This window comes from Micromonospora sp. NBC_01412 (genome assembly GCF_045040215.1).
In the GTDB taxonomy this organism is placed as follows: domain Bacteria; phylum Actinomycetota; class Actinomycetes; order Mycobacteriales; family Micromonosporaceae; genus Micromonospora; species Micromonospora rubida.
The window spans coordinates 731,670-755,621 of sequence record NZ_CP109528.1; the positions used below are offsets into that span (position 1 = coordinate 731,670).

Annotated in this window: 27 protein-coding genes and 3 pseudogenes; 23 read left to right on the forward strand and 7 right to left on the reverse strand. The window is 70.4% G+C overall.

The genetic code is table 11. From position 1 onward, the window contains the following. From OG617_RS03015 to OG617_RS03050, 8 genes and pseudogenes are all read left to right on the forward strand, one after another. Positions 1–978, forward strand: coding sequence for an ABC transporter ATP-binding protein (locus OG617_RS03015; RefSeq protein WP_405098453.1), 978 nt, complete (start codon positions 1–3; stop codon positions 976–978). Continuing rightward, complete coding sequence (locus tag OG617_RS03020; RefSeq protein ID WP_405098455.1) at positions 975–1,958, forward strand: ABC transporter ATP-binding protein; 984 nt, start codon at positions 975–977, stop codon at positions 1,956–1,958. Before OG617_RS03015 ends, OG617_RS03020 begins: the two co-directional genes overlap by 4 nt. Positions 1,959–1,968: 10 nt before the next feature. After that, positions 1,969–3,207 (forward strand): amidohydrolase family protein, encoded by a 1,239-nt coding sequence (locus tag OG617_RS03025; RefSeq protein WP_405098457.1) that lies wholly within the window; start codon positions 1,969–1,971, stop codon positions 3,205–3,207. Continuing rightward, positions 3,204–4,850, forward strand: a complete 1,647-nt coding sequence (locus OG617_RS03030; RefSeq protein ID WP_405098459.1) for a DUF885 domain-containing protein — start codon at positions 3,204–3,206, stop codon at positions 4,848–4,850. Before OG617_RS03025 ends, OG617_RS03030 begins: the two co-directional genes overlap by 4 nt. A gap of 42 nt (positions 4,851–4,892) precedes the next feature. Then, positions 4,893–5,270: a nuclear transport factor 2 family protein gene (locus OG617_RS03035; RefSeq protein WP_405098461.1), complete on the forward strand. Its 378-nt coding sequence runs from the start codon at positions 4,893–4,895 to the stop codon at positions 5,268–5,270. Next, positions 5,267–5,401 carry a hypothetical protein gene (locus OG617_RS03040; RefSeq protein WP_405098463.1) on the forward strand — a complete coding sequence of 45 codons (135 nt, stop codon included), beginning with the start codon at positions 5,267–5,269 and terminating at the stop codon, positions 5,399–5,401. Before OG617_RS03035 ends, OG617_RS03040 begins: the two co-directional genes overlap by 4 nt. Positions 5,402–5,445: 44 nt before the next feature. After that, positions 5,446–5,973, forward strand: a pseudogene (locus tag OG617_RS03045) (helix-turn-helix domain-containing protein); the annotation flags it as partial. A 257-nt stretch (positions 5,974–6,230) separates the two neighbouring features. Next, entirely contained in the window at positions 6,231–7,349 is a 1,119-nt protein-coding gene (locus tag OG617_RS03050) for an IS630 family transposase (protein ID WP_405095183.1), read from the forward strand. A gap of 33 nt (positions 7,350–7,382) precedes the next feature. Here the strand turns inward: OG617_RS03050 and OG617_RS03055 are convergent. Next, positions 7,383–7,625 (reverse strand): annotated as a pseudogene (locus OG617_RS03055) (IS5/IS1182 family transposase); the annotation flags it as partial. On the opposite strand from OG617_RS03055, the gene OG617_RS03060 reads away from it, so the two are divergent. Both OG617_RS03060 and OG617_RS03065 read left to right on the forward strand, forming a co-directional pair. Next, on the forward strand, positions 7,512–7,754 hold the full coding sequence (locus OG617_RS03060; protein ID WP_405098465.1) for a hypothetical protein: 243 nt from the start codon (positions 7,512–7,514) through the stop codon (positions 7,752–7,754). The pseudogene OG617_RS03055 and the gene OG617_RS03060 overlap by 114 nt on opposite strands. A gap of 192 nt (positions 7,755–7,946) precedes the next feature. Further along, positions 7,947–8,444 (forward strand): sodium:calcium antiporter, encoded by a 498-nt coding sequence (locus tag OG617_RS03065; protein WP_405098467.1) that lies wholly within the window; start codon positions 7,947–7,949, stop codon positions 8,442–8,444. Here the strand turns inward: OG617_RS03065 and OG617_RS03070 are convergent. Beyond that, the gene (locus tag OG617_RS03070; RefSeq protein ID WP_405098469.1) at positions 8,401–8,979 is read right to left on the reverse strand and encodes a GyrI-like domain-containing protein; all 579 of its coding nucleotides are present in this window, start codon (positions 8,977–8,979) and stop codon (positions 8,401–8,403) included. The two genes, OG617_RS03065 and OG617_RS03070, sit on opposite strands and share 44 nt — an antisense overlap. A gap of 153 nt (positions 8,980–9,132) precedes the next feature. On the opposite strand from OG617_RS03070, the gene OG617_RS03075 reads away from it, so the two are divergent. Together OG617_RS03075 and OG617_RS03080 are read left to right on the forward strand one after the other, a co-directional pair. Beyond that, positions 9,133–9,942, forward strand: coding sequence for a phytanoyl-CoA dioxygenase family protein (locus tag OG617_RS03075; protein ID WP_405098471.1), 810 nt, complete (start codon positions 9,133–9,135; stop codon positions 9,940–9,942). Between the two features lie 2 nt (positions 9,943–9,944). After that, positions 9,945–10,790 carry a TrmH family RNA methyltransferase gene (locus tag OG617_RS03080; RefSeq protein ID WP_405098473.1) on the forward strand — a complete coding sequence of 282 codons (846 nt, stop codon included), beginning with the start codon at positions 9,945–9,947 and terminating at the stop codon, positions 10,788–10,790. A 252-nt stretch (positions 10,791–11,042) separates the two neighbouring features. Here OG617_RS03080 and OG617_RS03085 read toward each other — a convergent pair whose 3' ends face one another. Together OG617_RS03085 and OG617_RS03090 are read right to left on the reverse strand one after the other, a co-directional pair. Further along, positions 11,043–11,384: a transposase family protein gene (locus tag OG617_RS03085; RefSeq protein WP_405098475.1), complete on the reverse strand. Its 342-nt coding sequence runs from the start codon at positions 11,382–11,384 to the stop codon at positions 11,043–11,045. A gap of 288 nt (positions 11,385–11,672) precedes the next feature. Next, the gene (locus OG617_RS03090) at positions 11,673–11,975 is read right to left on the reverse strand and encodes a metal-sensitive transcriptional regulator (RefSeq protein WP_405098477.1); all 303 of its coding nucleotides are present in this window, start codon (positions 11,973–11,975) and stop codon (positions 11,673–11,675) included. A gap of 87 nt (positions 11,976–12,062) precedes the next feature. On the opposite strand from OG617_RS03090, the gene OG617_RS03095 reads away from it, so the two are divergent. The 11 genes and pseudogenes from OG617_RS03095 (at position 12,063) to OG617_RS03145 (ending at position 20,853) form a co-directional block, all read left to right on the forward strand. Further along, positions 12,063–12,314: a heavy-metal-associated domain-containing protein gene (locus OG617_RS03095; RefSeq protein WP_405098479.1), complete on the forward strand. Its 252-nt coding sequence runs from the start codon at positions 12,063–12,065 to the stop codon at positions 12,312–12,314. 62 nt (positions 12,315–12,376) lie between these two features. Beyond that, the gene (locus OG617_RS03100; protein WP_405098481.1) at positions 12,377–13,819 is read left to right on the forward strand and encodes an MFS transporter; all 1,443 of its coding nucleotides are present in this window, start codon (positions 12,377–12,379) and stop codon (positions 13,817–13,819) included. Positions 13,820–14,274: 455 nt separating this feature from the next. Next, complete coding sequence (locus OG617_RS03105; protein ID WP_405098483.1) at positions 14,275–14,478, forward strand: heavy-metal-associated domain-containing protein; 204 nt, start codon at positions 14,275–14,277, stop codon at positions 14,476–14,478. Positions 14,479–14,507: 29 nt separating this feature from the next. Continuing rightward, entirely contained in the window at positions 14,508–15,482 is a 975-nt protein-coding gene (locus OG617_RS03110; RefSeq protein WP_405098485.1) for a hypothetical protein, read from the forward strand. A 33-nt stretch (positions 15,483–15,515) separates the two neighbouring features. Beyond that, positions 15,516–17,783 (forward strand): heavy metal translocating P-type ATPase, encoded by a 2,268-nt coding sequence (locus tag OG617_RS03115; protein ID WP_405098487.1) that lies wholly within the window; start codon positions 15,516–15,518, stop codon positions 17,781–17,783. Between the two features lie 260 nt (positions 17,784–18,043). Then, on the forward strand, positions 18,044–18,346 hold the full coding sequence (locus tag OG617_RS03120) for a transposase (RefSeq protein ID WP_405098489.1): 303 nt from the start codon (positions 18,044–18,046) through the stop codon (positions 18,344–18,346). Then, entirely contained in the window at positions 18,343–18,594 is a 252-nt protein-coding gene (locus tag OG617_RS03125; protein ID WP_405098491.1) for a hypothetical protein, read from the forward strand. The genes OG617_RS03120 and OG617_RS03125 overlap by 4 nt, the downstream gene beginning before the upstream one ends. 213 nt (positions 18,595–18,807) lie before the next feature. Further along, positions 18,808–19,239, forward strand: coding sequence for a hypothetical protein (locus OG617_RS03130; protein WP_405098493.1), 432 nt, complete (start codon positions 18,808–18,810; stop codon positions 19,237–19,239). A gap of 14 nt (positions 19,240–19,253) precedes the next feature. After that, entirely contained in the window at positions 19,254–20,261 is a 1,008-nt protein-coding gene (locus OG617_RS03135) for an IS3 family transposase (protein WP_405104084.1), read from the forward strand. A 67-nt stretch (positions 20,262–20,328) separates the two neighbouring features. After that, the gene (locus OG617_RS03140) at positions 20,329–20,475 is read left to right on the forward strand and encodes an LD-carboxypeptidase (protein WP_405098495.1); all 147 of its coding nucleotides are present in this window, start codon (positions 20,329–20,331) and stop codon (positions 20,473–20,475) included. Beyond that, a pseudogene (locus tag OG617_RS03145) lies at positions 20,472–20,853 on the forward strand (hypothetical protein). Before OG617_RS03140 ends, OG617_RS03145 begins: the two are co-directional and overlap by 4 nt. A gap of 235 nt (positions 20,854–21,088) precedes the next feature. Here OG617_RS03145 and OG617_RS03150 read toward each other — a convergent pair. From OG617_RS03150 to OG617_RS03160, 3 genes are all read right to left on the reverse strand, one after another. Next, positions 21,089–22,312, reverse strand: a complete 1,224-nt coding sequence (locus tag OG617_RS03150) for a glycosyltransferase (protein WP_405098497.1) — start codon at positions 22,310–22,312, stop codon at positions 21,089–21,091. A gap of 90 nt (positions 22,313–22,402) precedes the next feature. After that, positions 22,403–23,080, reverse strand: coding sequence for a hypothetical protein (locus OG617_RS03155; RefSeq protein ID WP_405098499.1), 678 nt, complete (start codon positions 23,078–23,080; stop codon positions 22,403–22,405). Beyond that, the gene (locus tag OG617_RS03160; RefSeq protein ID WP_405098501.1) at positions 23,071–23,811 is read right to left on the reverse strand and encodes a glycosyltransferase family 2 protein; all 741 of its coding nucleotides are present in this window, start codon (positions 23,809–23,811) and stop codon (positions 23,071–23,073) included. Before OG617_RS03160 ends, OG617_RS03155 begins: the two co-directional genes overlap by 10 nt. Positions 23,812–23,952 lie beyond the last annotated feature (141 nt).

Here is a 23,952-nt window from a genome sequence, read left to right on the forward strand (position 1 = left end):
ATGCCACCCCTGCTCGAGGTCGACTCCCTGTCCGTCACCCTGCCCGGCCCCACGGGGCCGCTGCCGATCCTGCACGACGTGTCGTTCACCGTCGGTGAGGGCGAGATGGTCGGCATCGCGGGGGAGAGCGGGTGCGGCAAGAGCCTCACCGCGCAGACCCTGCTCGGGCTGCTGCCCGCCGGTGCCAAGGTCACCGGGTCGGCCCGGTTCGCCGGGACCGAACTGCTCAGCCTGGACACCAGGCGCTGGCAGAAGGTGCGCGGCGCCGGAATCGCGATGGTCTTCCAGGACCCCACCGCGGCGCTGCACCCGATGCTCACGGTGGGCCGGCAACTGACCGAACACATGCAGGTCCACCTGGGCCTGGACCGGCGGGCGGCGGGCCGGCGGGCGGTGGAACTGCTCGACCAGGTCCGCATCCCCGACCCGCAGCGGGCGGTGCGGGCATACCCGCACCAGTTCTCCGGCGGCATGCGGCAGCGGGCGGCCATCGCGATCGCCCTCGCCGCCCGCCCCCGGCTGCTGATCGCCGACGAGCCGACCACCGCGCTCGACGTGACGGTGCAGGCCGGTATCCTCGCGCTGCTGGACCAGTTGCGCGCCGAGACCGGGTTGGCCGTCGCCTTCATCACCCACGACCTCGGGGTGCTCAGCGCGCTCACCACCCGCGGGTACGTCTTCTACGCCGGGCGGGTGGTGGAGACCGGCCCCACCGGAGCGCTGCTCACCGCGCCGCGCCACCCGTACACGGCCGCGCTGCTCGGCGCCCGCCCGCACGGCACCCAGGCCGTCGGCACGCTGCGTCCCATCCCGGGCGGGCCGCCGGCACCGGGGCAGGCGCCGCCCGGATGTCCGTTCCAACCCCGGTGCGGGTACGCCGAGCCGTCCTGCGGCACCGCGCCTCCCCCGCTGTCCCCCGCCGGCACCGACCGGTCGGTGGCCTGCGTGGTCCGTCCGCACCTGGAGGTGGCGGCATGAGCGAGCCGGTCGGGTCAGGCAACCTGCTCGAGATCATCGACGTCGAGGTGGAGTACAAGCCGCGCGGCCGGGGGCCGGTCCGGGCTGTGGCCGGGGTGAGCCTGGAGGTGGCGCCCGGCCAGATCGTCGGCCTGGTCGGCGAGTCCGGCTGCGGCAAGTCGTCGCTGGCCCGGGTGGCGGTCGGGCTGGCCGCGCCGAGCGCCGGGATGATCCGGTTCGCCGGCCGCCCGGTCACCCAGCTCGGCTGGCGGCGCCGGCCGGTGCCGGAGGTCGGGCTCCAGATGGTCTTCCAGAATCCGTACGCGTCGCTGAACCCCCGGCGCACCATCGGCACCCAGCTCCTCGACGGGGTGCCGGACACGGTGACCGGCGCCGCCCGCCGGGCGAGGGTCGCCGACCTGCTGGACCGGGTCGGCATGCCGGCCGGGGCCGCGGAGCGGTACCCGCACCAGTTCTCCGGCGGCCAGCGGCAGCGGCTCGCGATCGCCCGGGCGCTGGCGCCGGAACCCCGGATGATCATCGCGGACGAGCCGGTCACCGCACTGGACGCGTCGTCGCAGGCGCAGGTGGTCAACCTGCTCGTCGGGCTGGTCCGGGACCTGGACATGGGCATGCTGTTCATCTCGCACGACCTCTCCCTGGTGCACGAGATCGCCGACGTTACGGCGGTGATGTACCTGGGCCGGATCGTCGAGACCGCACCCACCCGCCAGCTGTGGCACTCGCCCCGGCACCCGTACAGCCGGGCGTTGATCGACGCGGTGCCGCAGATCGGCCCGCACCCGCAACTGCCCAGGACGCTCGCCGGGGAGGTCCCCGACCCGGCGCAGGCACCGGTCGGGTGCCGGTTCCGGCCGCGTTGCCCGCACGCCTTCGGGCCGTGCGGCGAGCAGCCGCCCACGCTCGATCTCGGCGGCCGCAGCGCCGCCTGCTGGCTCAACGACCCCACGGTGGCGCCGACCACCGTGCCCGCCGGGTAGAGGACACCGCATGCACATCCCCACCGAACAGGTCCTGGTCAACCTCGCGCTCTACGACGGCGTACGGGACGACGTCCAGCGCGACAGCGGCATCTGGATCGGCGCCGACGGCACGATCCGCGCGGTCGGGCCGGTCGACGACGTCCTCACCGAGGCGGGCGGTGCCCGGGTGGTCGACCTGCACGGCGACCACGTCATGCCCGGCCTGACCAACATGCACGTCCACCTGTCGCTCGGCCTGCCCGGACACCTCGGCGACGAGGTACACCGGTCGAACCTCGCCGAGTTGGTGCTGCTGATGGCCGACTCGGCGCGCCGGACCCTGCACTCCGGGGTCACCACCGCCCGGCTCGTCGGCGAGAGCCGGTACGCCGACTTCGCCCTGCGCAAGGGGATCGAACGCGGCGCGGTGGACGGCCCGCGGATCTTCACCGCCGGGCACGCCCTCTGCTGCACCGGGGGACACGGCTGGGAGGCCGACGCGCTGGAGGCCGACGGGGCGGACGGCTTCCGCCGGCTCACCCGGCAGCAGATCCGGGCCGGCGCCGACCTGATCAAGGTGTGCATCTCCGGCGGGATCGCCGGCCAGTTCGAGTCGATCGACACCCCCCAACTGCTCGACGACGAGCTGGCGGCGGTGATCCGGGTGGCGCACGACTGGGGGCGCAAGGTCACCGCGCACGCCGGCCCGGCCGAGTCGGTGCGCCGCGCCGTGAAACTCGGGCTGGACTGCGTCGAGCACGGCTACGAGCTGACCGACGAGGTGACCCGGCTGATGGCCGAGCGGAACGTCTGGTACGTCCCGACCATCGTGGTCAGCCGCTGCGAACAGTTCTTCCGCGACTCCGGCGTGCCGGGCTGGCTGATGGACCGCGCCCTGGCCGCCGGGCCCCGACACTGGGAAAGCCTCCAGCACGCCATCCGCAACGGGGTGCCGATCGCGCTGGGCAGCGACATGCCGCCACACGCCGGCTACGACGAGACGACCGCGACCGTGCGCGAGCTGGAGTTCATGGTGGACGCCGGGATGCCCGTCGCCGACGCCCTGAAGTCCGCCACCATCCGCCCCGCGCAGTGGCTGGGCCAGGCCGACACGCTCGGCAGCGTCGAGGTGGGCAAGCACGCCGACCTGCTGGTCCTGCGCGACGATCCCACCCGGTCGGTGTCCGCGCTGCGCACCCTGCACACGGTACTCAAGGGTGGCGTCGGGTACCGCGACGACCACGGCCGCCTCGGCGTCGCCCGATGACGACGATCACCGAGGTCGCCGACCGGTACCTCGACGCGCTCGCCGGGCTGGATCCGAAGGCCGCCGAGGCGGCGGGTCGTACGCCCGACTCGCACTTCGCGGACCTCTCCCCCGACGGCTTCGCCGCCCGCGCGGAGCTGGCCCGCGGCACCGCCACGGAGGCGGCCGGCGCAGGTGTCGATGGCACGTCGCAGCGGGCCCTCGCCGGCGCCCTGCTCGACCGGCTGGCCAGCGAGGTCGACCTCTACGACGCGGGCTTCACCACCCGGCTGCTCGCCCCGCTGGCGACGCCGGTGCACCTGCTCCGGCAGGTCTTCGACAACCTGCCCCGCAACACCGCGCAGGACTGGGCGGTCGTCGCCGCGCACCTGCGCCGGGTGCCCACGGCCCTCGGCCAGTACGCCGAGACGCTGCGCTGGTCGGCCCAGCGGGGGCACCTGGTCGCCCGCCGGCAGGTGCTGGCGGTCGCCGACCAGTGCACCGCCTGGGTCACCTCCGACGACTTCTACGGCCGGCTGGTGGCCGGGTGTCCGGAAGGGCCGCTGGCCGGGGAGCTGGCCGCCGGGGCACGCTCGGCCTCCGCCGCGACGGCGGACTTCGCCGCGTTCCTGCGCACCGAGCTGGCGCCACGGGCCACCGACGTCGACGGCGTCGGTCGCGACCTGTACGCCGTCACCGCGCGCAGCTTCCTCGGCGCGACCGTCGACCTGGACGAGCTGTACGCGTACGGCTGGGAGGAGCTGGCTCGGACCGCCGCCGAGCAGCGCGCGGTCGCCGCCGAGCTCGGGTACCCGGACGTGGCGGGCGCACGGGCCGGGCTGGACGCCGACCCCGCCGGACGGGTGCCGGTCGGGCCCGACCTGGAGGAGTGGCTGCGGGAACGCACCGAGCGGCTCACCGACGCCCTGGACGGTGAGCACTTCGACATCCCGGCCGCCACCCGCCGGGTGGTGTGCCGGATCAGCCCCGCCGCCTCCGGGGTCATGTACTACACCCCGCCCGACGCCGGGTTGACCCGCCCGGGCGGAATCTGGTGGTCGACGCCCCCCGGCGAGTCGACGGTGCCGGTGTGGCGGCACGTCGGAACGCTCTGCCACGAAGGGCTGCCCGGGCACCACCTCCAGCACGCGATTACCCTCACCACCGCCGACCTGCACCCGTGGCAGCGGTCGCTGTGCCAGGTGCACGGGTACGCCGAGGGCTGGGCGCACTACGCCGAACGCCTCGCCGACGAGCTCGGCCTCTACGCCGGTCCCGCCGAGCGGCTCGGGATGCTCGACGGGCAGATGTGGCGCGCCGCCCGGGTGGTCATCGACCTCGGCCTGCACCTGGACGTGCCGATCCCGGCCGGGACCGGCTTCACCGACGCGCGCCGGTGGACCCCCGAGCTGGCCGTGGACTTCCTCGTCCGCGTCGCCGGGTTGGACGCGGCGACCGCACGGTTCGAGGTCGACCGGTACCTCGGCTGGCCGGCGCAGGCGTTGGCCTTCAAGGCCGGGGCGCGGCTCTGGCAGCAGGCCCGCCGGGAGGTCGAACGGCGCGAGGGCGCCGGGTTCGACCGCAAGCGGTTCCACCACCGGGCCCTGCGGCTCGGGCCGATGGGGCTCGACCCGCTGCACGCCCGCCTCGCCGAGCTCTCCTGATCCCCCGACACCCCCGTCCGCCCCGACCGGAAGCGAGCCCCGATGACCGTTGACGATCTCACCGCCGCCATTACCGACATGTACCGGTCGTTGGGGGACCGGGGGGCGTTCGACGCCCGGCTGCACCCCGAACTGACGATCTGGGAGTCCGACGCGCCCGACCTGCTGGACGGTCTGGCTGCCCTGGACGACCTGCGGGACCGCCGGGCGGCGACCCGGGGATCGGCCGCGCCCCCGACCTCGGTCGCCCCCGAGCAGTTCCGGGCCGAGGCGTGGAAGGACACGGGCCTGGTCCGCTACGTCCTGCGGGCCCGGTACCCGACCGGGCAGCCGGACGACTGTTTCCGGGTAACGGACGTGCTGCGCCGCGACGAGCGGGGCTGGCGGATCGTGCACCACCACGCGGAAGCCCTCCGATGAGCGCCGAGGAACCGGTCACCGACCTGTACGACCTGCGGGTCGTGGTGGAACGGATCGAGGGTCGCTCCGTCTGCGGCCTCCAGCCGGGCGACCACATCGACCTGACCGAGTCGAGCCGGCGGTTGAACTAGTGTTGTGATTCCTAAATAGCTTTACGCTTGATATCCATCTCTGGATGGGTAGTCCGGCCGCATCGGCACTGGTTCTGCAAGACGGTCATCGCGAGATTCTGGAGTCGTTGGCCCGGTCGAGTGTGGCGTCGCATCGTCAGGTGATGCGGGCGCGGGTGCTGCTGCTGGCCGCGGACGGGCTCGCGAACATGCGGATTTCGGCGTTGACGGGGGTGTCGCGGCCGTCGGTGCTGGCGTGGCGGGCCGAGTACGCCGAGCGCGGGCTTGCGCAGCTCGGTAAGCCTGTGGCGGGTCGGGGACGCAAGGCCTCAATCCCGCGGATTGTGGAGCTGACGCTGCACTCGAGGCCGGAGGGTGCCACCCAATGGTCCATCTGATCGATGGCCGCGAAGGTCGGCGTCAGTGCCGCCACGGTGCAGCGGGTGTGGGACGCGCGGGGCTTGAAGCCGCACCGGACGGAGACGTTCAAGCTGTCCAACGACAAGAGGTTCGAGGCGAAGCTGGTCGACGTGGTCGGCCTGTACCTGAACCCGCCGGACAAGGCCGTGGTCTTCTGCATGGACGAGCAGAGCCGTGCGCCACGAGGCGCTGATGGTTCCGTGCAGGAGGAGGTGCCTGCCGCCGGTCATCGCAGTGATCGGTAGAAGCTGAGGGCAGGCCGATCCCCGGGTTGGGGGTGAGGCCGGGAGCAGCCCTGACAATGAAGGGGCGGGCTGGTACCACCAGACGGCTCGTGCCCGCTAGTGCTCTGACCATGAACGTTCACGGTGTTGATGACACGCCGTCTGGCCTGTCGGCTGGGCGGCGTCGTGACGGTCAGGCTGTGGCGGTGGCAGAACCTGTTCGCGTTCGGCGGCTCAGTGACCAGGAGGGTCAGCAGCTGCTGAGGATCACTCGTAGAGGTACCGGCTCGCCGATCCGGTTACGGCGGGCGATGGTCGTGCTCGCCTCGGCCGGCGGGAACACGGTGCCGGCGATCGCTCGCCTCGTCCAAGCCGACGAGGACACGATCCGGCAGGTCATCCACCGCTTCAACGAGATGGGGATGGCCAGCCTGGACCCTCAGTGGGCGGGTGGCCGTCCCCGCCAGATCAGTCCTGACGAAGAACAGCTCATCGTCGAGACGGCCAACACCCGCCCCGAGAAACTGGGGCGGCCGTTCACCCGCTGGAGCATCCGCAAGCTCGTCGACCACCTGCGCGTTCACTCCACTCGACGGGTCGGGGTGGGCCGGGAACGGCTGCGGCAGATCCTGCACCGACACCGGATCACCTTCCAGCGGACCAAGACGTGGAAGGAGTCCACCGACCCTGACCGGGACGCCAAGCTCGCCCGGATCGAGCACGTGAGCAACCACCTCCCGCAGCGGGTGTTCGCCTTCGACGAGTTCGGGCCCTTGGTGATCCGTCCGCAGGCTGGCACGGGCTGGGCGCCGGCCGGGCACCCACACCGGTTGCCCGCGAACTACCACAAGCTGCACGGCGTCCGACAGTTCCACGGCTGCTACTCCGTCGGTGACGACCAACTCTGGGGCGTCGTCCGTCGCCGCAAGAGCGCCGGGAACACCCTCGCCGCCTTGAAGTCAATCCGGGCCGCGCGTCCGGACGGGGCACCGATCTACGTCATTCTCGACAACCTGTCCGCGCACAAGGGCCGAAAGATCCGGGCGTGGGCGGCCCGGAACAAGGTCGAACTCTGTTTCACCCCGACCTACGCCTCCTGGGCCAACCCGATCGAGGCCCAGTTCGGGCCGCTACGCACCTTCGTCATCGCCGGCTCGAACCACCCCAACCACCCCACGCTGACCCGGCGGCTGCATGCCTACCTGCGCTGGCGCAACGCCAACGCCCGCCACCCCGACGTCCTAGCCGCCCAACGCCGCGAACGCGCCCGCATCCGCAGCGAACGCCAACGACGCTGGGGCCAACCCGCCACCCGCGCAGCCTGACCCCAACACCGTGAACGTTCATGGTCAGAGCACTAGCACCGGGATGAACTGCGGGCCGTCACCGCGCTGCCCGGCGGTCGGCACGATCGACAACGGCTTCTGCCCCTGCTCACAGGCCAGGTGCAGCTTCGTGGTCAACCCACCCCGAGACCGGACCAACGCGTGGTCAGCCGGTTCCTCACCCACCCCGCCGGGTGGTTCCTTCTGCAGGTCCCCTCTCTTGCGGGCTCCGGCGACGTGCTGATGCGCCCGGGCGCTGGTGGAATCCACGCTGACGTCGCCTTCGGGATGGCGCTCAACGTCGAGGACCTCAGCGGCGTTGTGCTCGGCACTGTCTTCGGCACGGCGATATCGATGATCGGGGTGGCGCTCGCCCTCGCCGCATCATCTCGCCCACCCGGATAGCCGTCCCGGGTCACTACATCGCCCTGGTCGCCGCGCCGCTGGTGCTGATCCCCTTCCTGGTGTTCGGGCCCATCACCCCGCTCTACGGCGTGCTGCTCCTGCTGCTGTTCGTGCTCTTCCTCGGCTACGTGGCCACCCGGGAGCTGCGGAGGGGCACACCGGGGCGCGAGCACGCCGCCGTTCGCCGTGACGATGCCGTTCGACAGCGCCCGCCCGCTTCCCGGCTGGGCGGCGATCGGGCTGGCCGTCGTATCGCTGGTCGGCCTCGTCGCCGGCGCGGCCATGACCAGCATCGGTACGGAGGGCCTGCTGAAGGAGTTCCGGATCCAGGGGGCCCTGTTCGGTGCCACCATCGCCACCCTCGTCCTCACCCTCGAGGACGTGCTCCTGACCGTCGAGCCCACCCGCAGGGGCGCCGCCGACATCGGCATCACGAACGTCATCGGCAGCGTCGTCTTTGGCGTGACCGGGAAGCTCGGCATCATCCTGCGCGCCGGGGGCAGCGTCGTCGACGACGAGGTGCTCTCCTGGCACCTCCCGGTGCTCGTCGGCATGACCGCCCTCGCCGCATACTTCCTCCACACCGGCCGGCTGCGGCGCTGGCACGGATACGTGCTGCTCGCCGCCTACGTCGCCTACTGGGGCGTCAGCCTCGCCGTCTTCGGTGAAGCGCCGGTCGAGGCCGACTGACAGGTGACCTGTTTCCGCCGGCTGAATGCCCACCCGGTCGCTGCGCCGGCTCGACGGGCAGCCAGAGCTCGCGGGTCGCGGTGCTGAGGTCGTCCGTCGGCTCGGGCACCGCGACGATCTCCGGGCCCGGCCGCAGCCGCCACGGGTTGAAGGGAAACCACTCGGCTGCGGCCGTGGCCCAGGTCTTCTGCAGGGTCTGTGGATGCGGCCCCACGGCCCGGATGACCGCCCAGCGACCTACCGGGACCTCGATGACGTCGAGGTCGCCCGGGACCGGCGTGCTCGGGGACACGGCGACCCCGTGCAGGTAGGTCAGCTCGCTGCCTTCGTCGTAGTCGGCGTCGAGGTCGTCGAAGACCGCGAGCAGGCCGCCCGGCTCAGTGTCGCCGAGTGCCTTCAAGCGCAGGTGCTCCTCTGCCGGCAGCGCGGCGATGTGCTGCTGGATGTACGGGTTGATGCCTCGGTGGATCAGTGGAACCCGGGCAGCGTGCCCCACGAGCCGGAACGCGGGACGGTCGACGATGCGGGTTTCCATGCGTTCGCTCCCTTCGACAGTTGGGCGGAACCTAAGCTGTAGTGCTGTGCGACAGGGCCTCCGTATCGTGACCGGCGCTGTTGCGGCACACCCGACAGAAACGGAGCGGAAAGTGTCGGGTGATCGGGATCGGTGCCGCCACACGATGGGGGCATGGACGACACGACACTGGTATCCCGGTTCCTTCGCGACGGCTTCGTGAAGTTGGCGGGCGCCGTCGCACCGCGCGTGGCCGCGGACTGCGCGCGGCTGCTGTGGCGGGAGACGGGCTGCGAGCCGGACGACCCAGCCACCTGGACGCAGCCCGTGCACTGGGTGCCCGGCATGGCGCAGGGGCCGTTCGCCGCCGCACCCAATTCTCCGTTCCTCCATCACGTGTACGACCTGCTCGTCGGCGCGGGACGCTGGGAGCCGCGTTACTCGCTGGGCACGTTCCCGTTGCGCTTCCCGCACCAGGACGAGCCGAACGACGCGGGCTGGCACATCGAGGGCAGCTATCTGCCGGAGGGTGCGAGCTGGTACTTCACGAATGTTCGCTCCCGGGGCCGGGCGCTACTGATGCTGTTCCTGTTCAGCGAGGTCGGTGCGGAGGACGCCCCGACCCGGATCCGGGTCGGCTCACACCTCGACGTGCCGAAGGTGCTGGAGAGGTACGGGGAGGACGGGGCGAACGGGCTGGACCTCGCGCCCGAGTTGGTGGCGGCGTCCGACCACCGGCCACTCGCCCTGGCCACCGGGTCCCCGGGCGATGTCTTCCTGTGCCATCCGTTCCTGGTGCACGCGGCGCAACCCCACCACGGGACGCGGCCGCGCTTCATGGCCCAGCCGCCGCTGATGCCGGCCGCGCCGTACGAACTGGAACGGGCCGACGGTGCGTACTCGCCCGTGGAGATCGCGATTCGCCGAGGACTCGGGCAGGACACCCCCGTTCCTGAGGTACTGGGAAGACGGGGACAACAGTGAGGGTGCGGGTGAGTGGCCGCAATGCGCGATTCCAGCAGTGGGAGGCTCTGCTCCGCAATCGGACCAAGCGGCAGCGTCGCGGCGAGTTCCTCGTACAGGGCGTGCGCCCGATCGCCATGGCCATCGAACACGGCTGGCAGGTCCGAGAGCTGCTCTACGACGCCGACGTCCAGCTGTCCGGCTGGGCACGCAAGGCCCTGGACACCGTCCGGGCCGAGAGGTTCGCCGTCTCCCGTGAACTGATGCACGAGCTGGGCGGCAAGGCAGACACGGTTCCGGAGCTGCTGGCCGTGGTCGCGCTGCCGGAGGACGACCTGTGCCGCATCCCGGCCGGGCCGACCATGCTCACCGTCGTGTTCGACCGGCCCACCAGCCCTGGCAACATCGGAACGCTCATCCGGTCCGCAGACGCCTTCGGCGCGTCCGGCGTCATCGTCACCGGCCATGCCGCCGATGTGTACGACCCGAAGGCGGTGCGGGCGAGCACCGGCTCGCTGTTCGCTCTGCCCGTAGTCCGGGCGCCCTCACACCAGGCCGTGCTGTCCTGGGTCGCCGACGTGCGCGCCGACGGCATCGGCATCGGCATCGTGGGTGCCGATGAGCACGGCGCACTGGATGCCGCCGAGTACAACTTCACGCAACCCACGCTGACCCTGATCGGTAACGAGACCAACGGTCTCAGCGTCGGCTGGCGTGAGGCCTGCGACCAGCTCGTCCGGGTCCCGATGTCCGGGGCCGCCAGCTCCCTGAACGCGGCGGCCGCCGCGACCGTCGTGCTCTACGAATCGGCACGCCAGCGCAGCGCTGCCGCCCGCCGACGACCTGGATCCTGGACCCATTTGGGATGATCCGCTCACCCGGTGACCGGGTCGGCGATCCGGTGACGAACGGACAAACTCGACCGCATCCAGGCGAAACTGCTCGGGGTACTTCGACGGACGGGGCATCAGGACATCCTTGCCCCAGACCACTGCCTGGGCTCAGGGTGTCCGGCCCCGAGGGGAACTTCATGAAGAGGTAACCGGCCTTCTTGTCCTCGGTCAGCCAGCGGGCGTGCTCGCGCTGGGTGTGTAACGCGTCGGTAGTGACGACCACCGCGGTCAGGTCGAGGGGTCCGGCAGCGGCTCGAAGCAGGTCAGCTCGTTCGTCTTGCCGTCCACGCTGTACACCCGCCGGCCAGTGGTCATCTCCGGCCGGGAGGCGAGGATCCACCGGCCGACCGTGTCGTCCAAGGCGTCGGCATCGACACCGGCCAGGATCCTGCGGAAAGTGGACCCGTCCTGCGCCCGGTACAGCCCGGTGAACGGGTCCCGCCATGCGCCGAGCCCGGCGAGGACCTGCTGCGGGGCGTCGTTCGCCCACTCGGCGACCGCCGCCGCCGACCTGGCACCGGCCAGCACCGCCGCCACCGCGGCAGCCAGGACTCCCGCGAGGGGATGCACGCACCACGCCCCGCGGGTCCCGCCGCCGGCACGGCCGTTAACGCCTCGACCTGACTCGGCCGGCACAAGGCAGGCAGCGACACTCCAACATGATCCGCGTGCACGGCCAGCACACCGATCAGCGATGATGTTCCCAACGGGCGCGGTCCTCGGATGATCTTTCGGCTTCGACACCTGGATGATCACCGAAAGGCCGCGCCCGGCCTATACCACCATGATCAGGAGCGTCCGCCCCGAAACACTCACGACGGGCATATCGCCACCTTGCCTGAGCCCTGGGTTGCGGGGTTAGCCGCGTTTCATGAGTCGGCCGACGGCGGCCATCATCTGGGTGGCCATCTCGTCGGCGCGTCCTTCGGCGGCGCCTTCGTGCATGCAGTGTCGGGCGTGGCCGTCGAGCAGGCCGAGTGCGACCTTGTCGAGGGCGGCCTGGATGGCGGAGATCTGGGTGAGGACGTCGATGCAGTAGCGGTCGTCCTCGACCATCTTCTCGATGCCGCGTACTTGCCCTTCGACGCGTCGCAGCCGGGCGGAGAGCTGGTCCTTGCTGGCGGTGTAGCCGCGGACCGGGGCGGGGGTGGGTGTGGTCATACATCAACTACAGGGAACCCCCGGGGGGTATGCTACGGTCTTGCTCCAACGGATACCCACACCGGGTACCGGTATTGGAGGTATGTCATGTGCGCCAGCTGTGAAACCGGTTCCGCCCAGACCGCCTCGGCTGCGAGCGAGAGCCGCCAGTTCTCCGTCGCCGGGATGTCCTGCCAGCCGTGCGCCACCAAGGTCGACACCGCTGTGCGGGCGGTCGCGGGCGTCACCGACGTACGGGTGGATCTGTCGGCCGGGCGGATCACGGTCGCGGGCAATGCCGACGAGAACCAGATTCGCGCCGCCGTCACCGACGCCGGCTACAGGATCACCACCCCCTGACTAGTGCGGTAACCGTTACAAGGCCCCGGCATGATCTGTCGCGGGCCGGATTTGGACTTGTCATGGCTTCGTCATCTCGGCGCTGGTGGGCGTTGGCGCTCATCGCCGCCGCCCAGTTCATGGTCATCATGGACACCTCGATCATCGGGGTGGCCCTGCCCCGCATCCAGGAGGATCTCGGGTTCTCCCAGGAGAACCTGTCGTGGGTGTTCAACGCCTACGTGGTCACCTTCGGTGGTCTACTGCTCCTCGGCGGACGGCTGTCGGACCTGTTCGGCGCACGGCGGATGTTCGCTACCGGCTGGGCGGTCCTGCTGGGCGGGTCCGTGGTGGCCGGCGCGGCCGGCACGGTGGGTGTCGAGCTGGCCGGCCGCGCGATACAGGGCGTTGGTGCCGCGCTGATCGCCCCGTCGGCGCTGACCCTGCTGATGATGCTGTTCGGCGCCACCCCGAAAGAGCTGACCAAAGCACTGGCGCTGTATGGTGCGGCCGCACCGGCCGGCGGCACTGCCGGGGTGTTCCTCGGCGGACTCATCACCGAATATGTCAGCTGGCCATGGGTGTTCTACATCAACATCCCGATCGCGGTCCTGGCCTTGGCGGCGACTGCGGCGCTCATGCCCGGCGGTAGTCCGAGCGGGCGCGGCTCGGTCGACGTCGTCGGTGCGGCCACGGTCACTGCGGGCGTGGGAGCAGCGGTGTACGCGATCGTACGGGCACCGCAGGTCGGCTGGGCTGCGTCCCAGACGTGGCTCGTGCTCGCTGGTGCGGTGGCACTGCTCGGGCTGTTCGTGGCTATCCAGGCAAACCGCCGTCAGCCGCTGATGCGGCTGTCGATCCTGCGTACTCCGAACCTCGGTGCGGCGAACCTGGCGCAGCTACTACTGGGTGGGGCGTGGATCCCGATGTGGTTCTTCCTCAACCTCTACCTGCAGCAGGTTCTCGGCTACAGCGCCTTCCCCAGCGGCGCCGCCCTGCTCCCGATGACCATTCTCATCATGATCGGGATGATCGTTCTCGCCCCGAGGGCGATCGGCCGGTTCGGCCCGAAGGCCATGGTGGTCACCGGACTCGCCGTCCTCGCCGCCGGCATGGGTTGGCTCTCCCTGATCCGCCCTGACGGCAGCTTCTGGGTCGACGTCCTGCCCGCCTCCCTACTCGCGGCGTTGGGCATGTCTCTGGCCTTTATTCCTTCCCTCGGCACGGCACTGTCCACCGCCCGTCCGGAAGAGGGTGGACTAGCGGCCGGGATTGTCAACACCAGTTATCAGGTGGGATCCGCCCTCGGTTTGGCTGCGATGACTGCGGTGGCCGCGTCGTTCGGCGCGGACCAACTCGGCGACCTAACGGCGCTGACCGACGGATTCTCCGCCGCGTTCCTCGGCGTTGGCGGGATCGCTGCGGTGGGCGCAGTGCTCGCCGCGGTCACCCTCCGCTCCGCCCGCCCGACGGCTGGGGCAGGAGACACGGTTGGCGAGCCGGTGGCGCAGCCCGCGCACCGGTAGGAGTGAGCGTTCGCCCAGCTCAACTCCGTGAGTGGATGTGACGGTCGTCCTGGACTCGGTTCGTCAGGGCGACCGTCGCTCCGTATCTACCCTGCCGGATCGACCCTTCCGGCGGAAGACGTCGGCGCTCCTGTGTGGGTTCGCTCGGCTACCCGGTGTCTTGGCCTCGCGTCTTCGCTGGCGTGCCAGTGGCGCCTTGCCTGGTGGGCTGCTCAGGCGCCTGCCTACCGACCCAGCGACGATGCTTCAGGCCTGCGAAAGGAAGCCACGCGCCAACTCGTGGACCTGTACCGGGGCGACGACACCATTGGCGCTTGACGTCGGCTCGCTGCCTGCGTGCTTCCGATCACCTTGATACCCCTAGGGGGTAGGGGTATCGTGACGTTGGCGGGCCACCCGCAGCCCGCTGTTCCGCCGCCTGGCGATGCGCCCGGACGAACCCAAAGGGGAGCCCCATGCAAACCATCTACACCGTCTCCGGCATGACGTGCAGCCACTGCGTCAACTCCGTGCAGGCCGAGGTCAGTCAACTCGCCGGGGTAACCGAGGTGCTTGTCGACCTGACCAGCGGCGCCGTCACGGTCACCAGCGACGGACCTCTCGACGAGACCGCGGTCCGCGCGGCAGTCGACGAGGCCGGCTACACCCTCGTCAGCTGACGCATCAGAATGAGAAAGGGACGACGGTCATGAAGACATCAATCAAGGTCGGTAGTTACGCCCTGGGACTGGCGGTGATCTTCACCGCTGCCCTGGGCGCCGGCGGGGCGCTCGGTCCCGTTGCTCGACCCAGCCCGGCCGGCCACGACAGCGGCGAACACGGCACCGACAGCCAAGAGACCCCCGTCGCAGCCGGCGCCGACGAGATTCCGGGCGGGCTGCAGATAGCCGAGGACGGCTACCTGCTCACCCCGATCACCACCAGCCTGAACACCGGGACCGCAGCAGACTTCCGCTTCCGGGTCACCGGCCCGGACGGACGTCCGGTCACCGCCTACACCCCGACCCATGACAAGGACCTGCACCTGATCGTGGTGCGCCGCGACCTGTCCGGTTTTCAGCACCTGCACCCCCAGCTCGCCGCCGACGGCACCTGGTCGGTGCCTCTGGCAGTCTCGAGCGCCGGGCAGTATCGGATCTTCGCCGATTTCCAACCCGCTGCCCGGACCGAGCCGCTGACCCTCGGTGTCGACCTGCCGGCCGCGGGTGCGTATGAGCCGAAGCCGTTGCCCACCCCCTCGCGCACTGCCATTGTCGATGACTACACCGTCACCCTGGCCGGTGATCTCGTCCCGGGAAGCGCGTCGAAGCTCACCCTCACCGTGACCAAGGCCGGCGCGCCGGTCACCGATCTACAGCCCTACCTCGCGGCGTACGGCCACCTGGTCGCGCTGCGCGACGGTGACCTGGCCTACCTGCACGTGCACCCCGACGGGGCCCCGGGCGACGGCCGTACCAAGGCCGGGCCGGGCATCACCTTCTACGCGCAGGTGCCGTCGGCCGGCGCCTACCGTCTGTTCCTGGACTTCCAACACGCCGGCACCGTCCGCACCGCCGAATTCACCGCCCTCGCCGGCAACGTCCCCCGCGTCGACCCGTCAGAGAAAGTCGAGCCGACACCTAGCCCATCGGGTGAACACGACACTGACCACACCCACAACTAAAACGTCCGGATCCGATCAAGGAGCGCAGCACAAATGACATCCGCCGCCCGGCCCCTACGTACGGCCCCGACCCAGATCGAGCTGGCGATCGGCGGCATGACCTGCGCATCCTGCGCCTCCCGGATCGAGAAGAAACTCAACCGCCTCGACGGAGTGACCGCCACGGTCAACTACGCCACCGAAAAGGCGACCGTCACCATCGACGACCCCGCCGTGAGCGCGGACGAGCTGATCGCGACGGTAGAGAAGACTGGCTACAGCGCCGCCCTGCCACCACCGCCAAAGCCGCACGGGAACGATGGACATCGGGAGAGCGAACCGATTGACGAACTGAGCCCGCTACGCACCCGGCTGTGGGTGTCGCTGGTGCTGACCGTGCCAGTGATCGTCCTGGCGATGGTGCCCGCGCTGCAGTTCACCTACTGGCAGTGGCTCTCCCTCACCCTGGCCGCTCCCGTCGTCGTCTACGGCGGGCTGCCCTTTCACAAGGCCGCCTGGGTCAACCTGCGCCACGGCGCCACGACCATGGACACTCTCATCTCCCTCGGCACCATCGCCGGTCTCGGGTGGTCACTGTGGGCGCTGTTCCTCGGCACCGCCGGCGAACCCGGCATGACCCACCCGTTCAGTTTCGGCATCGCCCGCACCGACGGCGCCGGAAACATCTACCTGGAAGCCGCGGCTGGCGCCACGCTGTTCATTCTCGCCGGGCGTTACTTCGAGGCCCGCTCCAAGCGCCGTGCCGGCGCCGCGCTGCGCGCCCTGCTCGAACTCGGCGCCAGGGATGTCGCCGTGCTGCGCGACGACCTCGAGGTGCGCATCCCCGTCGACCAACTCGCGACCGGGGACCGGTTCGTCGTCCGACCCGGCGAGAAGATCGCCACCGACGGCATCATCGAAGAGGGCTCCTCCGCCGTTGACGCCAGCATGCTCACCGGCGAATCCGTGCCAATCGAGGTCGGCCCCGGAACCGACGTGGTCGGCGCGACCGTCAACGCGGGCGGTCGGCTGATCGTCCGGGCGACCCGGGTCGGATCGGACACTCAGCTGGCGCAGATGGCGAAGCTGGTCGAGCAGGCACAGACCGGCAAAGCAGCCGTGCAGCGCCTCGCCGACCGAATCTCCGGCATCTTCGTACCGATCGTCATCGCCCTGGCCGTGGCCACCCTCGGCTTCTGGCTCGGCACCGGCGACAGCGTCAGCGCGGCGTTCACCGCGACGGTAGCCGTACTGATCATCGCTTGCCCCTGCGCCCTCGGCCTGGCCACCCCCACCGCGCTGCTGGTCGGCACCGGCCGCGGCGCCCAACTCGGCATCCTGATCAAGGGACCCGAGGTGCTCGAATCCACCCGCCGGGTCGACACCATCGTGCTGGACAAGACCGGCACCGTCACCACCGGCCAGATGACCCTCGTTGATGTCATCACCGCCGACGGCGAAGACGCCGACGAGATGCTGCGGCTGGCGGGCGCGTTGGAAGCCGCCTCCGAGCACCCGATCGCACAGGCCATCGCCACCGGCGCCACCGAGCGCGTCGGCCCGCTACCGGCGGTGGCCGGATTCGCCAACGTCGAGGGGCTCGGCGTCACCGGCACCATCGACGGCCAGCACATCGTCGTCGGACGCGAACAGCTGCTACGCGAACACGACCTGCACCTACCCGAGGAACTGCGGCAGGCACTCGCGGACGCCGAGGCAAAGCGACGGACCGCGGTCCTGGCCGGGTGGGCCAGCCAGGTTCGGGGAGTATTTGTTGTCGCCGACACGGTGAAACCAACCAGCCGACAGGCCATCGCGGCACTACGCGACCTCGGGCTGACCCCGGTCTTGCTAACCGGCGACAACACCACCGTGGCCAACGCGGTCGCCGAAGAGGTCGGCATCGACCAGGTCATCGCCGAGGTCCTGCCGGCAGACAAGGTCGACGTCGTCAAACGACTCCAGCGCGACGGCAAGGTCGTCGCGATGGTCGGCGACGGCGTCAACGACGCCGCCGCCCTCGCCCAGGCCGACCTCGGCCTGGCCATGGGCACCGGCACCGACGTCGCGATCGAAGCCTCCGACCTGACCCTCGTCCGCGGAGACCTGACGGCCGCTGTCGACGCGATCCGACTGTCCCGCCGCACGCTTCGCATCATCAAGGGCAACCTGTTCTGGGCCTTCGCCTACAACATCGCCGCCCTACCCCTCGCCGCCACCGGACTACTCAACCCCATGATCGCCGGCGCCGCGATGGCGTTCTCATCCGCGTTCGTCGTCTCCAACAGCCTGCGACTGCGTGGCTTCAAACCCGTACGGTGAAACGTCGCCGTGCGGTGAAAGGTCGTCGGTGCCCTGCGGCCGGGCACCGACGGCTGAGCAAGCTCAATCCTGGGCCGAGTCGGATGAACGTGGAAGAAGCCACGCTGTCCCGTCGGACGCTGCGCATCCTCAAAGACAACCTGACTGTTGGCCGTTGTCTGCCAAAGTAGGCGGGCAGAGCGCGCGGGGAGTTGCCCCCTGGTCCTGGACACTTGAGCCTTGGATCGTGATGGTCCGGGGAGATCAGGAGTCCCTGACAGATGGTGATGAAGCGCTACCCCGCCGAGTTCAAGGCCGATGCGGTCGCGTTGTATCGGTCTCGGCCTGGGGCGACGATCGCGCAGGTCGCTGACGATCTTGGGGTCAATCGGGAGACGTTGCGCAGTTGGGTCCGCGCCGATGATCAGCGTCGGGAGGCAGCGGTCGGGCCGGCGGCATCGGCGGCGGCCGGCTCGGTGGAGGACGAGAACGCCGCGTTGCGGCGCAGGGTCCGGGAGCTGGAGGAGGAACGGGACATTCTGCGGAAGGCGGCCCGGTATTTCGCCGGGGAGACGCGCTGGTGAACCGCTTCCAGTTCGTCGCCGACCACCAGCAGCGCTACGGCGTGAAGCGGTTGTGCGAGGTCATCGGGGTGTCCCGATCGAGCTACTACTACTACTGGCGCTCGGCCGCCGAGGCGCGGATTGCCCGGGAGGCGGCGGATGCGGCTCTCGCCGGCCGGATCCGGGCGGTCCACGCCCCTCACGACGGTGTCGCTGAAATCCGGGGACGTGATCTAGACACTACCCTCTGGTCCACCGCTGCGACTTGAACGCCGGCCCTGACACCGCGTAACAGGCCAGGAGGAAAAGCTTCGGCCGTCTCGCGGTGGTCAACGCCGCCTGCCAACCGGGCTCTTGCCCACCTTCCGCGAGGTCGCCCTCTTCGGCGAACAGCCGAGCACCCCTCCATGTCACGCTGATGTGAGACAGCCTGCCTACCAGGGGATACTGTTCCTGGGCGGCCCTGAGGAGAGATCATCAGCATGACGTCGAAGCCCCACGAGAGTCTGGATCCGGACGCCCGGCCCCAGCGGCGGACATTCACCGCGGAGTTCAAGGCGCGGATCCTGGACGAGTACGACGCGGCCCCGGACGCGGCGGCTCGCGGGGCGATTCTGCGCCGGGAACGGCTGTACGGGTCACACATTCTCGACTGGCGCAAGGTCCGAGACGCCGGAGCCTCGGCTGGCTTGACGGACCGGCGGCAATCGGCCGCACGGGCAGCGAAGAAGGCCGAGAACGCCGAACTTGCCCGTCTTCAGCGCGAGAATGCCCGATTGCAGGCCAAGCTGGCCAAGACCGAAACCGCGTTGCAGATCATGGGAAAAGCGCACGCGCTCTTGGAACTACTCTCCGAGAGCGCGGATTCCGCGCCGATGCCGAACCCGTCCTCGTCGAGGCACAGCAGGCGCTGACCCCGGCGTGGGGCATCGCCGGGGCGTGCCGGCTGACCGGCGTCTCCCGCGCAACGCTCTACCGGCACCGCACACCACCGCTGGTCTCCAGGCCGCGGGCACCGCGCAAGCCACCGCCGTCGACGCTGTCGGAGGCGGAACGCGAGCAGGTTCTGCAGCTGCTGAACCGGCCCGACTACGCCGACCTGGCGCCGGCGCAGGTATGGGCCCGCGAACTCGACGAGGGCCGCTGGTGGTGCTCGGAGTCCACCATGTACCGGATCCTGCGGGCCGCCGGGCAGAGCGGCGAACGCCGTACCCAGGCCACGCATCCGGCCCGCACCAAACCCGAACTCGTCGCCGACGCGGCGAACCAGGTCTGGTCCTGGGACATCACGAAACTGCGCGGCCCGGACCGAGGCGCCTGGTTCCACCTCTACACGGTCATCGACATCTGGTCCCGCTACATCGTCGGGCACCTGGTCGCCGCACACGAGGACGGACAACTCGCCGAGGCTTTGATCGCCGACGCTGCCGCCCGTGAACGCGTCGACCCGGACCAGTTGACCGTGCACGCCGACCGCGGCGCGGCGATGACCTGTAAGACCGTCACCCAGCTGCAGACCGATCTGAAGATCGGCCGTAGCCACAGCCGACCCAAGACATCGAATGACAACCCGTACATCGAGGCCAGCTTCAAGACGTTGAAGTACGACCCGAGCTTCCCGGACCGGTTCGGGTCGATCCAGCACGCCCGGCAGCACTGCGAGGCGTTCTACACGTACTACAACCACGAACACCGGCACTCCGGGATCGGCTTGCACACCCCGGCCTCGGTCCACCACGGCACCGCCGGACAGATCCGTGAACAGCGGCAACGGACCCTCGACGCCGCCTGGGCCGCGCACCCGAAGCGGTTCGGGCGCCGCCGCCCTCAACCGCCCCGCCTCCCAGACCGGGCATGGATCAACAAACCCGACAACCACGACCCCGAACAGGCCACCATCCCGGCCATGACCAGCCAACCAGCAGCACAAAGCTAAACAAAATCAAGAAGCTGTCTCAGTTGACTTGACAGGTTCCGACGACGCCGCCCCCTTGTGTCAAGCCATGGTGGCCGCGCTGCTCGACTATGACGCAGTCGCCGCCAACCCCACGATCTTGACCGGCATGTCCGACCTCTCCATCCTGCTCAATGCCATCCACGCCCGCCACCCGCTCGGCATCTGGCCCGACCAAGCGAGGGAGGCACCATGACCGACACAGAACGGCACGGGTGGCCCGCCCTCACTCACGCGAAGGCCCGCCGCCGTATCGGACCGGTGTGCGGGGCCGCTGAACCGCATCACCGAGGACCCGCGCCTCGTCAGTCGCCCCGATTGCGAAGGGCTGGCCGAGATCGCCGCACTGTCCGACGACGCGACCGCAGGCGACCCCCGCGTCATCAAGCTGCTGCGCGAGGCGAAGCGCGGCAACTTCCGCAAGATCGACGGGGTGGTGGTAGACGCGACCACCGCCGCCGCGATCCTGACCGTGTACGACGCGCTCAAACCCGCCACCCGCGCGTAACTGGCCGCGCTGCGTATCGATCGAATGGCGCAGGTAGCGTGGCGGCTGCTGCGCCCGCACGTGTAACCGGGCAAATCGGTGGCCGGCGGGCACACCTGAGGGTGCGTGCAACCCCGACCGGTCACCTCGCCCACTCCGGGCCCGCTGCGGACACACGGCCGCTTCTACCCGAGCCAGGGCGTGCCGCCGATCCTACGGCGAGTCCTGCCCTGCCCGCCCCGACAGCACCGGCAGCAAGGAACCCGGAGGGGCCGGGCCGCCCGCCCCGCCGGCGTACGACCGGCGGGACGGGCCGCCCCGCTCAGGCCCCCAGAGCCACGGTCAACCGCTCCGCGGCGACCTGCGCCGCGTCGGTGCGTATGACGCCGGCGAACTCGCGGGCCCTGGCGGCCACCTCCGGCCGCAGCGCGGCGCCGAGAGCCTCGGTCAGCGACTCGACGGTCGGCACCGAGCCGGGATGCATGGTGCCGATGCCGAGCGTGGACACCCGGCGCGCGAAGTAGTGCTGGTCGTACATCTGCGGTATGACAACCTGCGGCGTCCCCGCCCGCGCGGCCGTGGTCGTGGTGCCCGAGCCGCCATGGTGGACCACCACGGCCACCTCTTTGAACAGCGACTGCTGGTTCACCTCGCCGACCACCAGGCAGTCGGGTGTCCGGTCTCGCGACGAGAGCGGTGCCCAGCCTCGCGAGACGACCAGCCGGCAGCCGACCGCGCGCACGGCCTGCACGGCCGTCTCCAGCAGGCCCGGGGGCGCGGCGACACTGCCGAATCCGACGTAGACGCACGGCCCGCCGGCCTCCAGGAAGGTCGTCAACTCGGCGGGCAGGGCCCGCTCATCCGGCAGGAGCCAGGCGCCCGGCTGGTAGACGGTCGGATCGGCGGCGTCCGGCCAGGGTGCCAGGGTCGGGTCGGTGGCCAGCCACGGCTGGTCGGTGTGGATGTGGTCGGTGACGTCATCTACAGTGTCCAGCTTCACCGCCGACCGCAGCGCGTTGAGCGGCGCGGCGAAGGTGTCGTTGACGTGCCGCAGGTTGGCGGCCCACAGGTCGCGGTTGTCGGCCGACGCGGGCGCCGGCGCCTCCCCGAGCACCGGCAGCGGCAGCGGGGGGTGGTGCGGTGAGGGCAGGGCCGCCGGGCAGAGCGCCGCGAAGACGTACGGGATGCCGCGCTTCTCCGCCACGGTGCGGGCGGCGATCTGGAGGCCGGTCGACGCGACGAGGACGTCACAGTCCCGGGCGGCGGCCGACAGCACCTCGAACTGGATGCCGATGGAGGACTCGGCCAGCTGGCGGACCTGGGCGGGCGAGAGTTTGGGTACGGCGGCCCGCGACCTGGGCTCCGCCGACCTGCGCCAGGGCGGGCCGATGGGTATGAAGGGAATCCTGAAGGTGGTCACCCAACGGGCGAAGTCGGGCGGGGCGCAGAGGCGGACCTGAAGGCCGAGGCCCCTCAACCGCGACGCGAGCGCCACCAGTGGTTGGACGTCGCCACGCGTCCCGAGAGTCGACAGCAGTACGCGCATGATACTCGCCTTTCCGTCTCTTGCGGGTGGATCCGGGCGTGGTGGGACAGACCCGACAGCGCTGTCGGGCTTGGCCACACCGTCGATCTGCTATCCCCGCGTCGCGGTGCACCCCGGCGCCAGTGCCGTGGGTCGCGCCTTGGCGGCGGTATGAGCGGGTACCCGGCGCGCGGCGCCGGCCGCGGGCTGGAGGGCCCGCAGGGTCAGTACGTGGCCGAGCCCCTCGACCACGCGCAGCTCGGCCGTGCAGGCGGCGGCCTGCGCCTGGCGCAGGTAGTCGAGCGTCTGCGGGTCGGCGGCGCACATCCCCGGCGTCGAGTCGGCGGTGGCGACCAGGTGGACCTCGCCGGCCAGCAGCAGCGAGGCGGAGATGAACTGGCAGAGTTCCGGCCACAGCAGGTACCGCCAGAAGTCCACACTGATCACCGCGTCCAGGCTGCCCGGCGGCATGGGTGGGGTGACGCCGAGCAGGTGGAAGTTGGTCCGCCCGATGGGCGCGGCGTAGTCGAAGCTCAACGCCGAGGCGGGCAACCCCGACTCGGCGCGGCCGGTGCCGATCCAGAGCGTGCGGTGCCCCCGCAACTGGCCGGCGAGGCGCGCGGCGGCGGGACCGATGGCGCAGGCCGACCGCTCGACGCACTCGTCGATGAGCGCCCGGTAGTGCAGGATCCGCCGGATCGCCTCGTACCCCATGACCGCGGTCAGGAACTCCCATTCGAGGCAGGGGTAGAGCCGGGCGGCCTGCTGGAAGTTGGCCTTCATCTCCATCCAGTTGCGGGTGATTTCTTGTGGTGCGGCAGGACGACCCGGGCATCGTCGTCGTAGCCGAAGTTGACGCCGTCGGGCAGGCTGCGGTCGACGTGGTAAGACAGCTCGACGTCCTCCACCCCGTAGCTCAGGCCGAACGCCTCGCGGTAGCCACCGACCTGCGCGAAGTGCGCGCTGGACAGCGAGATGTTGTGCGTGTAGGCGATGACCCAGCCGGCCCGGAGCCAGTCGCCGCCGTCGTCCGGAAGCCCCGTGCCGAACCGCAGGTCGCCGCCGTGCGGGAAGGCGCGCGCGATCGCACGTGACTCCCCGGCCAGCACGGCGGGCAGGTCCGCCAGGCCGATCTCGTCCCGCCGGCCGATCAGCACCGCCGCATTGCCGGGCATGCTGTGCCAGGCCAGGTGCCGCTCCAGCAGGTCGGGCACCGCCCACGAGTCGGCGTCGAGGAAGACCAGCAGGGGTGCGGCGGCACGGCGTGCCCCCTCGTTGCGGGCGACCGAGCGACCCTTGCGCTGGACGAGTTCCAGCACGCGCAGGCGGAGCCCGGCACCCTCGGCGAGAGCCTCGGCGTACCCGTCGGACGAGCCACCGTCCCGGACCACGATCACCTCGAAGCGTTCCGGCGGGGGCGTCTGTCGGGTCAGCGCCCTGAGGGTCAGCGCGAGGCACTGCGGGTCCTGATACGTCGGCATCACCACGCTCAGCGCCGGGGGGATGGTGGGCAATGACATGGCGATCCTCTCCGTCAGACGACTTTGCCGTCGGAGGTCGGCGACGTCGTCAGAGGATAACGCTCCGCAAAGGAGAATCTTACTCATGAATAGGGGTCGACAGGGGTGCACTGTCCCTTTACGAGTTGTCGCCTCGGCCGG

What these genes read in the sequence shown, in the direction of transcription:
- OG617_RS03075 (WP_405098471.1), top strand. Translation starts at nt 9,133, where the DNA reads ATGGACGACACGACACTGGTATCCCGGTTCCTTCGCGACGGCTTCGTG.
- OG617_RS03015 (WP_405098453.1), top strand. Translation starts at nt 1, where the DNA reads ATGCCACCCCTGCTCGAGGTCGACTCCCTGTCCGTCACCCTGCCCGGC.
- OG617_RS03120 (WP_405098489.1), top strand. Translation starts at nt 18,044, where the DNA reads ATGGTGATGAAGCGCTACCCCGCCGAGTTCAAGGCCGATGCGGTCGCG.
- OG617_RS03150 (WP_405098497.1), bottom strand. Translation starts at nt 22,312, where the DNA reads ATGCGCGTACTGCTGTCGACTCTCGGGACGCGTGGCGACGTCCAACCA.
- OG617_RS03160 (WP_405098501.1), bottom strand. Translation starts at nt 23,811, where the DNA reads ATGTCATTGCCCACCATCCCCCCGGCGCTGAGCGTGGTGATGCCGACG.
- OG617_RS03020 (WP_405098455.1), top strand. Translation starts at nt 975, where the DNA reads ATGAGCGAGCCGGTCGGGTCAGGCAACCTGCTCGAGATCATCGACGTC.
- OG617_RS03095 (WP_405098479.1), top strand. Translation starts at nt 12,063, where the DNA reads ATGTGCGCCAGCTGTGAAACCGGTTCCGCCCAGACCGCCTCGGCTGCG.
- OG617_RS03155 (WP_405098499.1), bottom strand. Translation starts at nt 23,080, where the DNA reads ATGGAGATGAAGGCCAACTTCCAGCAGGCCGCCCGGCTCTACCCCTGC.
- OG617_RS03110 (WP_405098485.1), top strand. Translation starts at nt 14,508, where the DNA reads ATGAAGACATCAATCAAGGTCGGTAGTTACGCCCTGGGACTGGCGGTG.
- OG617_RS03115 (WP_405098487.1), top strand. Translation starts at nt 15,516, where the DNA reads ATGACATCCGCCGCCCGGCCCCTACGTACGGCCCCGACCCAGATCGAG.
- OG617_RS03030 (WP_405098459.1), top strand. Translation starts at nt 3,204, where the DNA reads ATGACGACGATCACCGAGGTCGCCGACCGGTACCTCGACGCGCTCGCC.
- OG617_RS03100 (WP_405098481.1), top strand. Translation starts at nt 12,377, where the DNA reads ATGGCTTCGTCATCTCGGCGCTGGTGGGCGTTGGCGCTCATCGCCGCC.
- OG617_RS03065 (WP_405098467.1), top strand. Translation starts at nt 7,947, where the DNA reads ATGCCGTTCGACAGCGCCCGCCCGCTTCCCGGCTGGGCGGCGATCGGG.
- OG617_RS03090 (WP_405098477.1), bottom strand. Translation starts at nt 11,975, where the DNA reads ATGACCACACCCACCCCCGCCCCGGTCCGCGGCTACACCGCCAGCAAG.
- OG617_RS03035 (WP_405098461.1), top strand. Translation starts at nt 4,893, where the DNA reads ATGACCGTTGACGATCTCACCGCCGCCATTACCGACATGTACCGGTCG.
- OG617_RS03105 (WP_405098483.1), top strand. Translation starts at nt 14,275, where the DNA reads ATGCAAACCATCTACACCGTCTCCGGCATGACGTGCAGCCACTGCGTC.
- OG617_RS03130 (WP_405098493.1), top strand. Translation starts at nt 18,808, where the DNA reads ATGACGTCGAAGCCCCACGAGAGTCTGGATCCGGACGCCCGGCCCCAG.
- OG617_RS03040 (WP_405098463.1), top strand. Translation starts at nt 5,267, where the DNA reads ATGAGCGCCGAGGAACCGGTCACCGACCTGTACGACCTGCGGGTCGTG.
- OG617_RS03070 (WP_405098469.1), bottom strand. Translation starts at nt 8,979, where the DNA reads ATGGAAACCCGCATCGTCGACCGTCCCGCGTTCCGGCTCGTGGGGCAC.
- OG617_RS03140 (WP_405098495.1), top strand. Translation starts at nt 20,329, where the DNA reads ATGGTGGCCGCGCTGCTCGACTATGACGCAGTCGCCGCCAACCCCACG.
- OG617_RS03025 (WP_405098457.1), top strand. Translation starts at nt 1,969, where the DNA reads ATGCACATCCCCACCGAACAGGTCCTGGTCAACCTCGCGCTCTACGAC.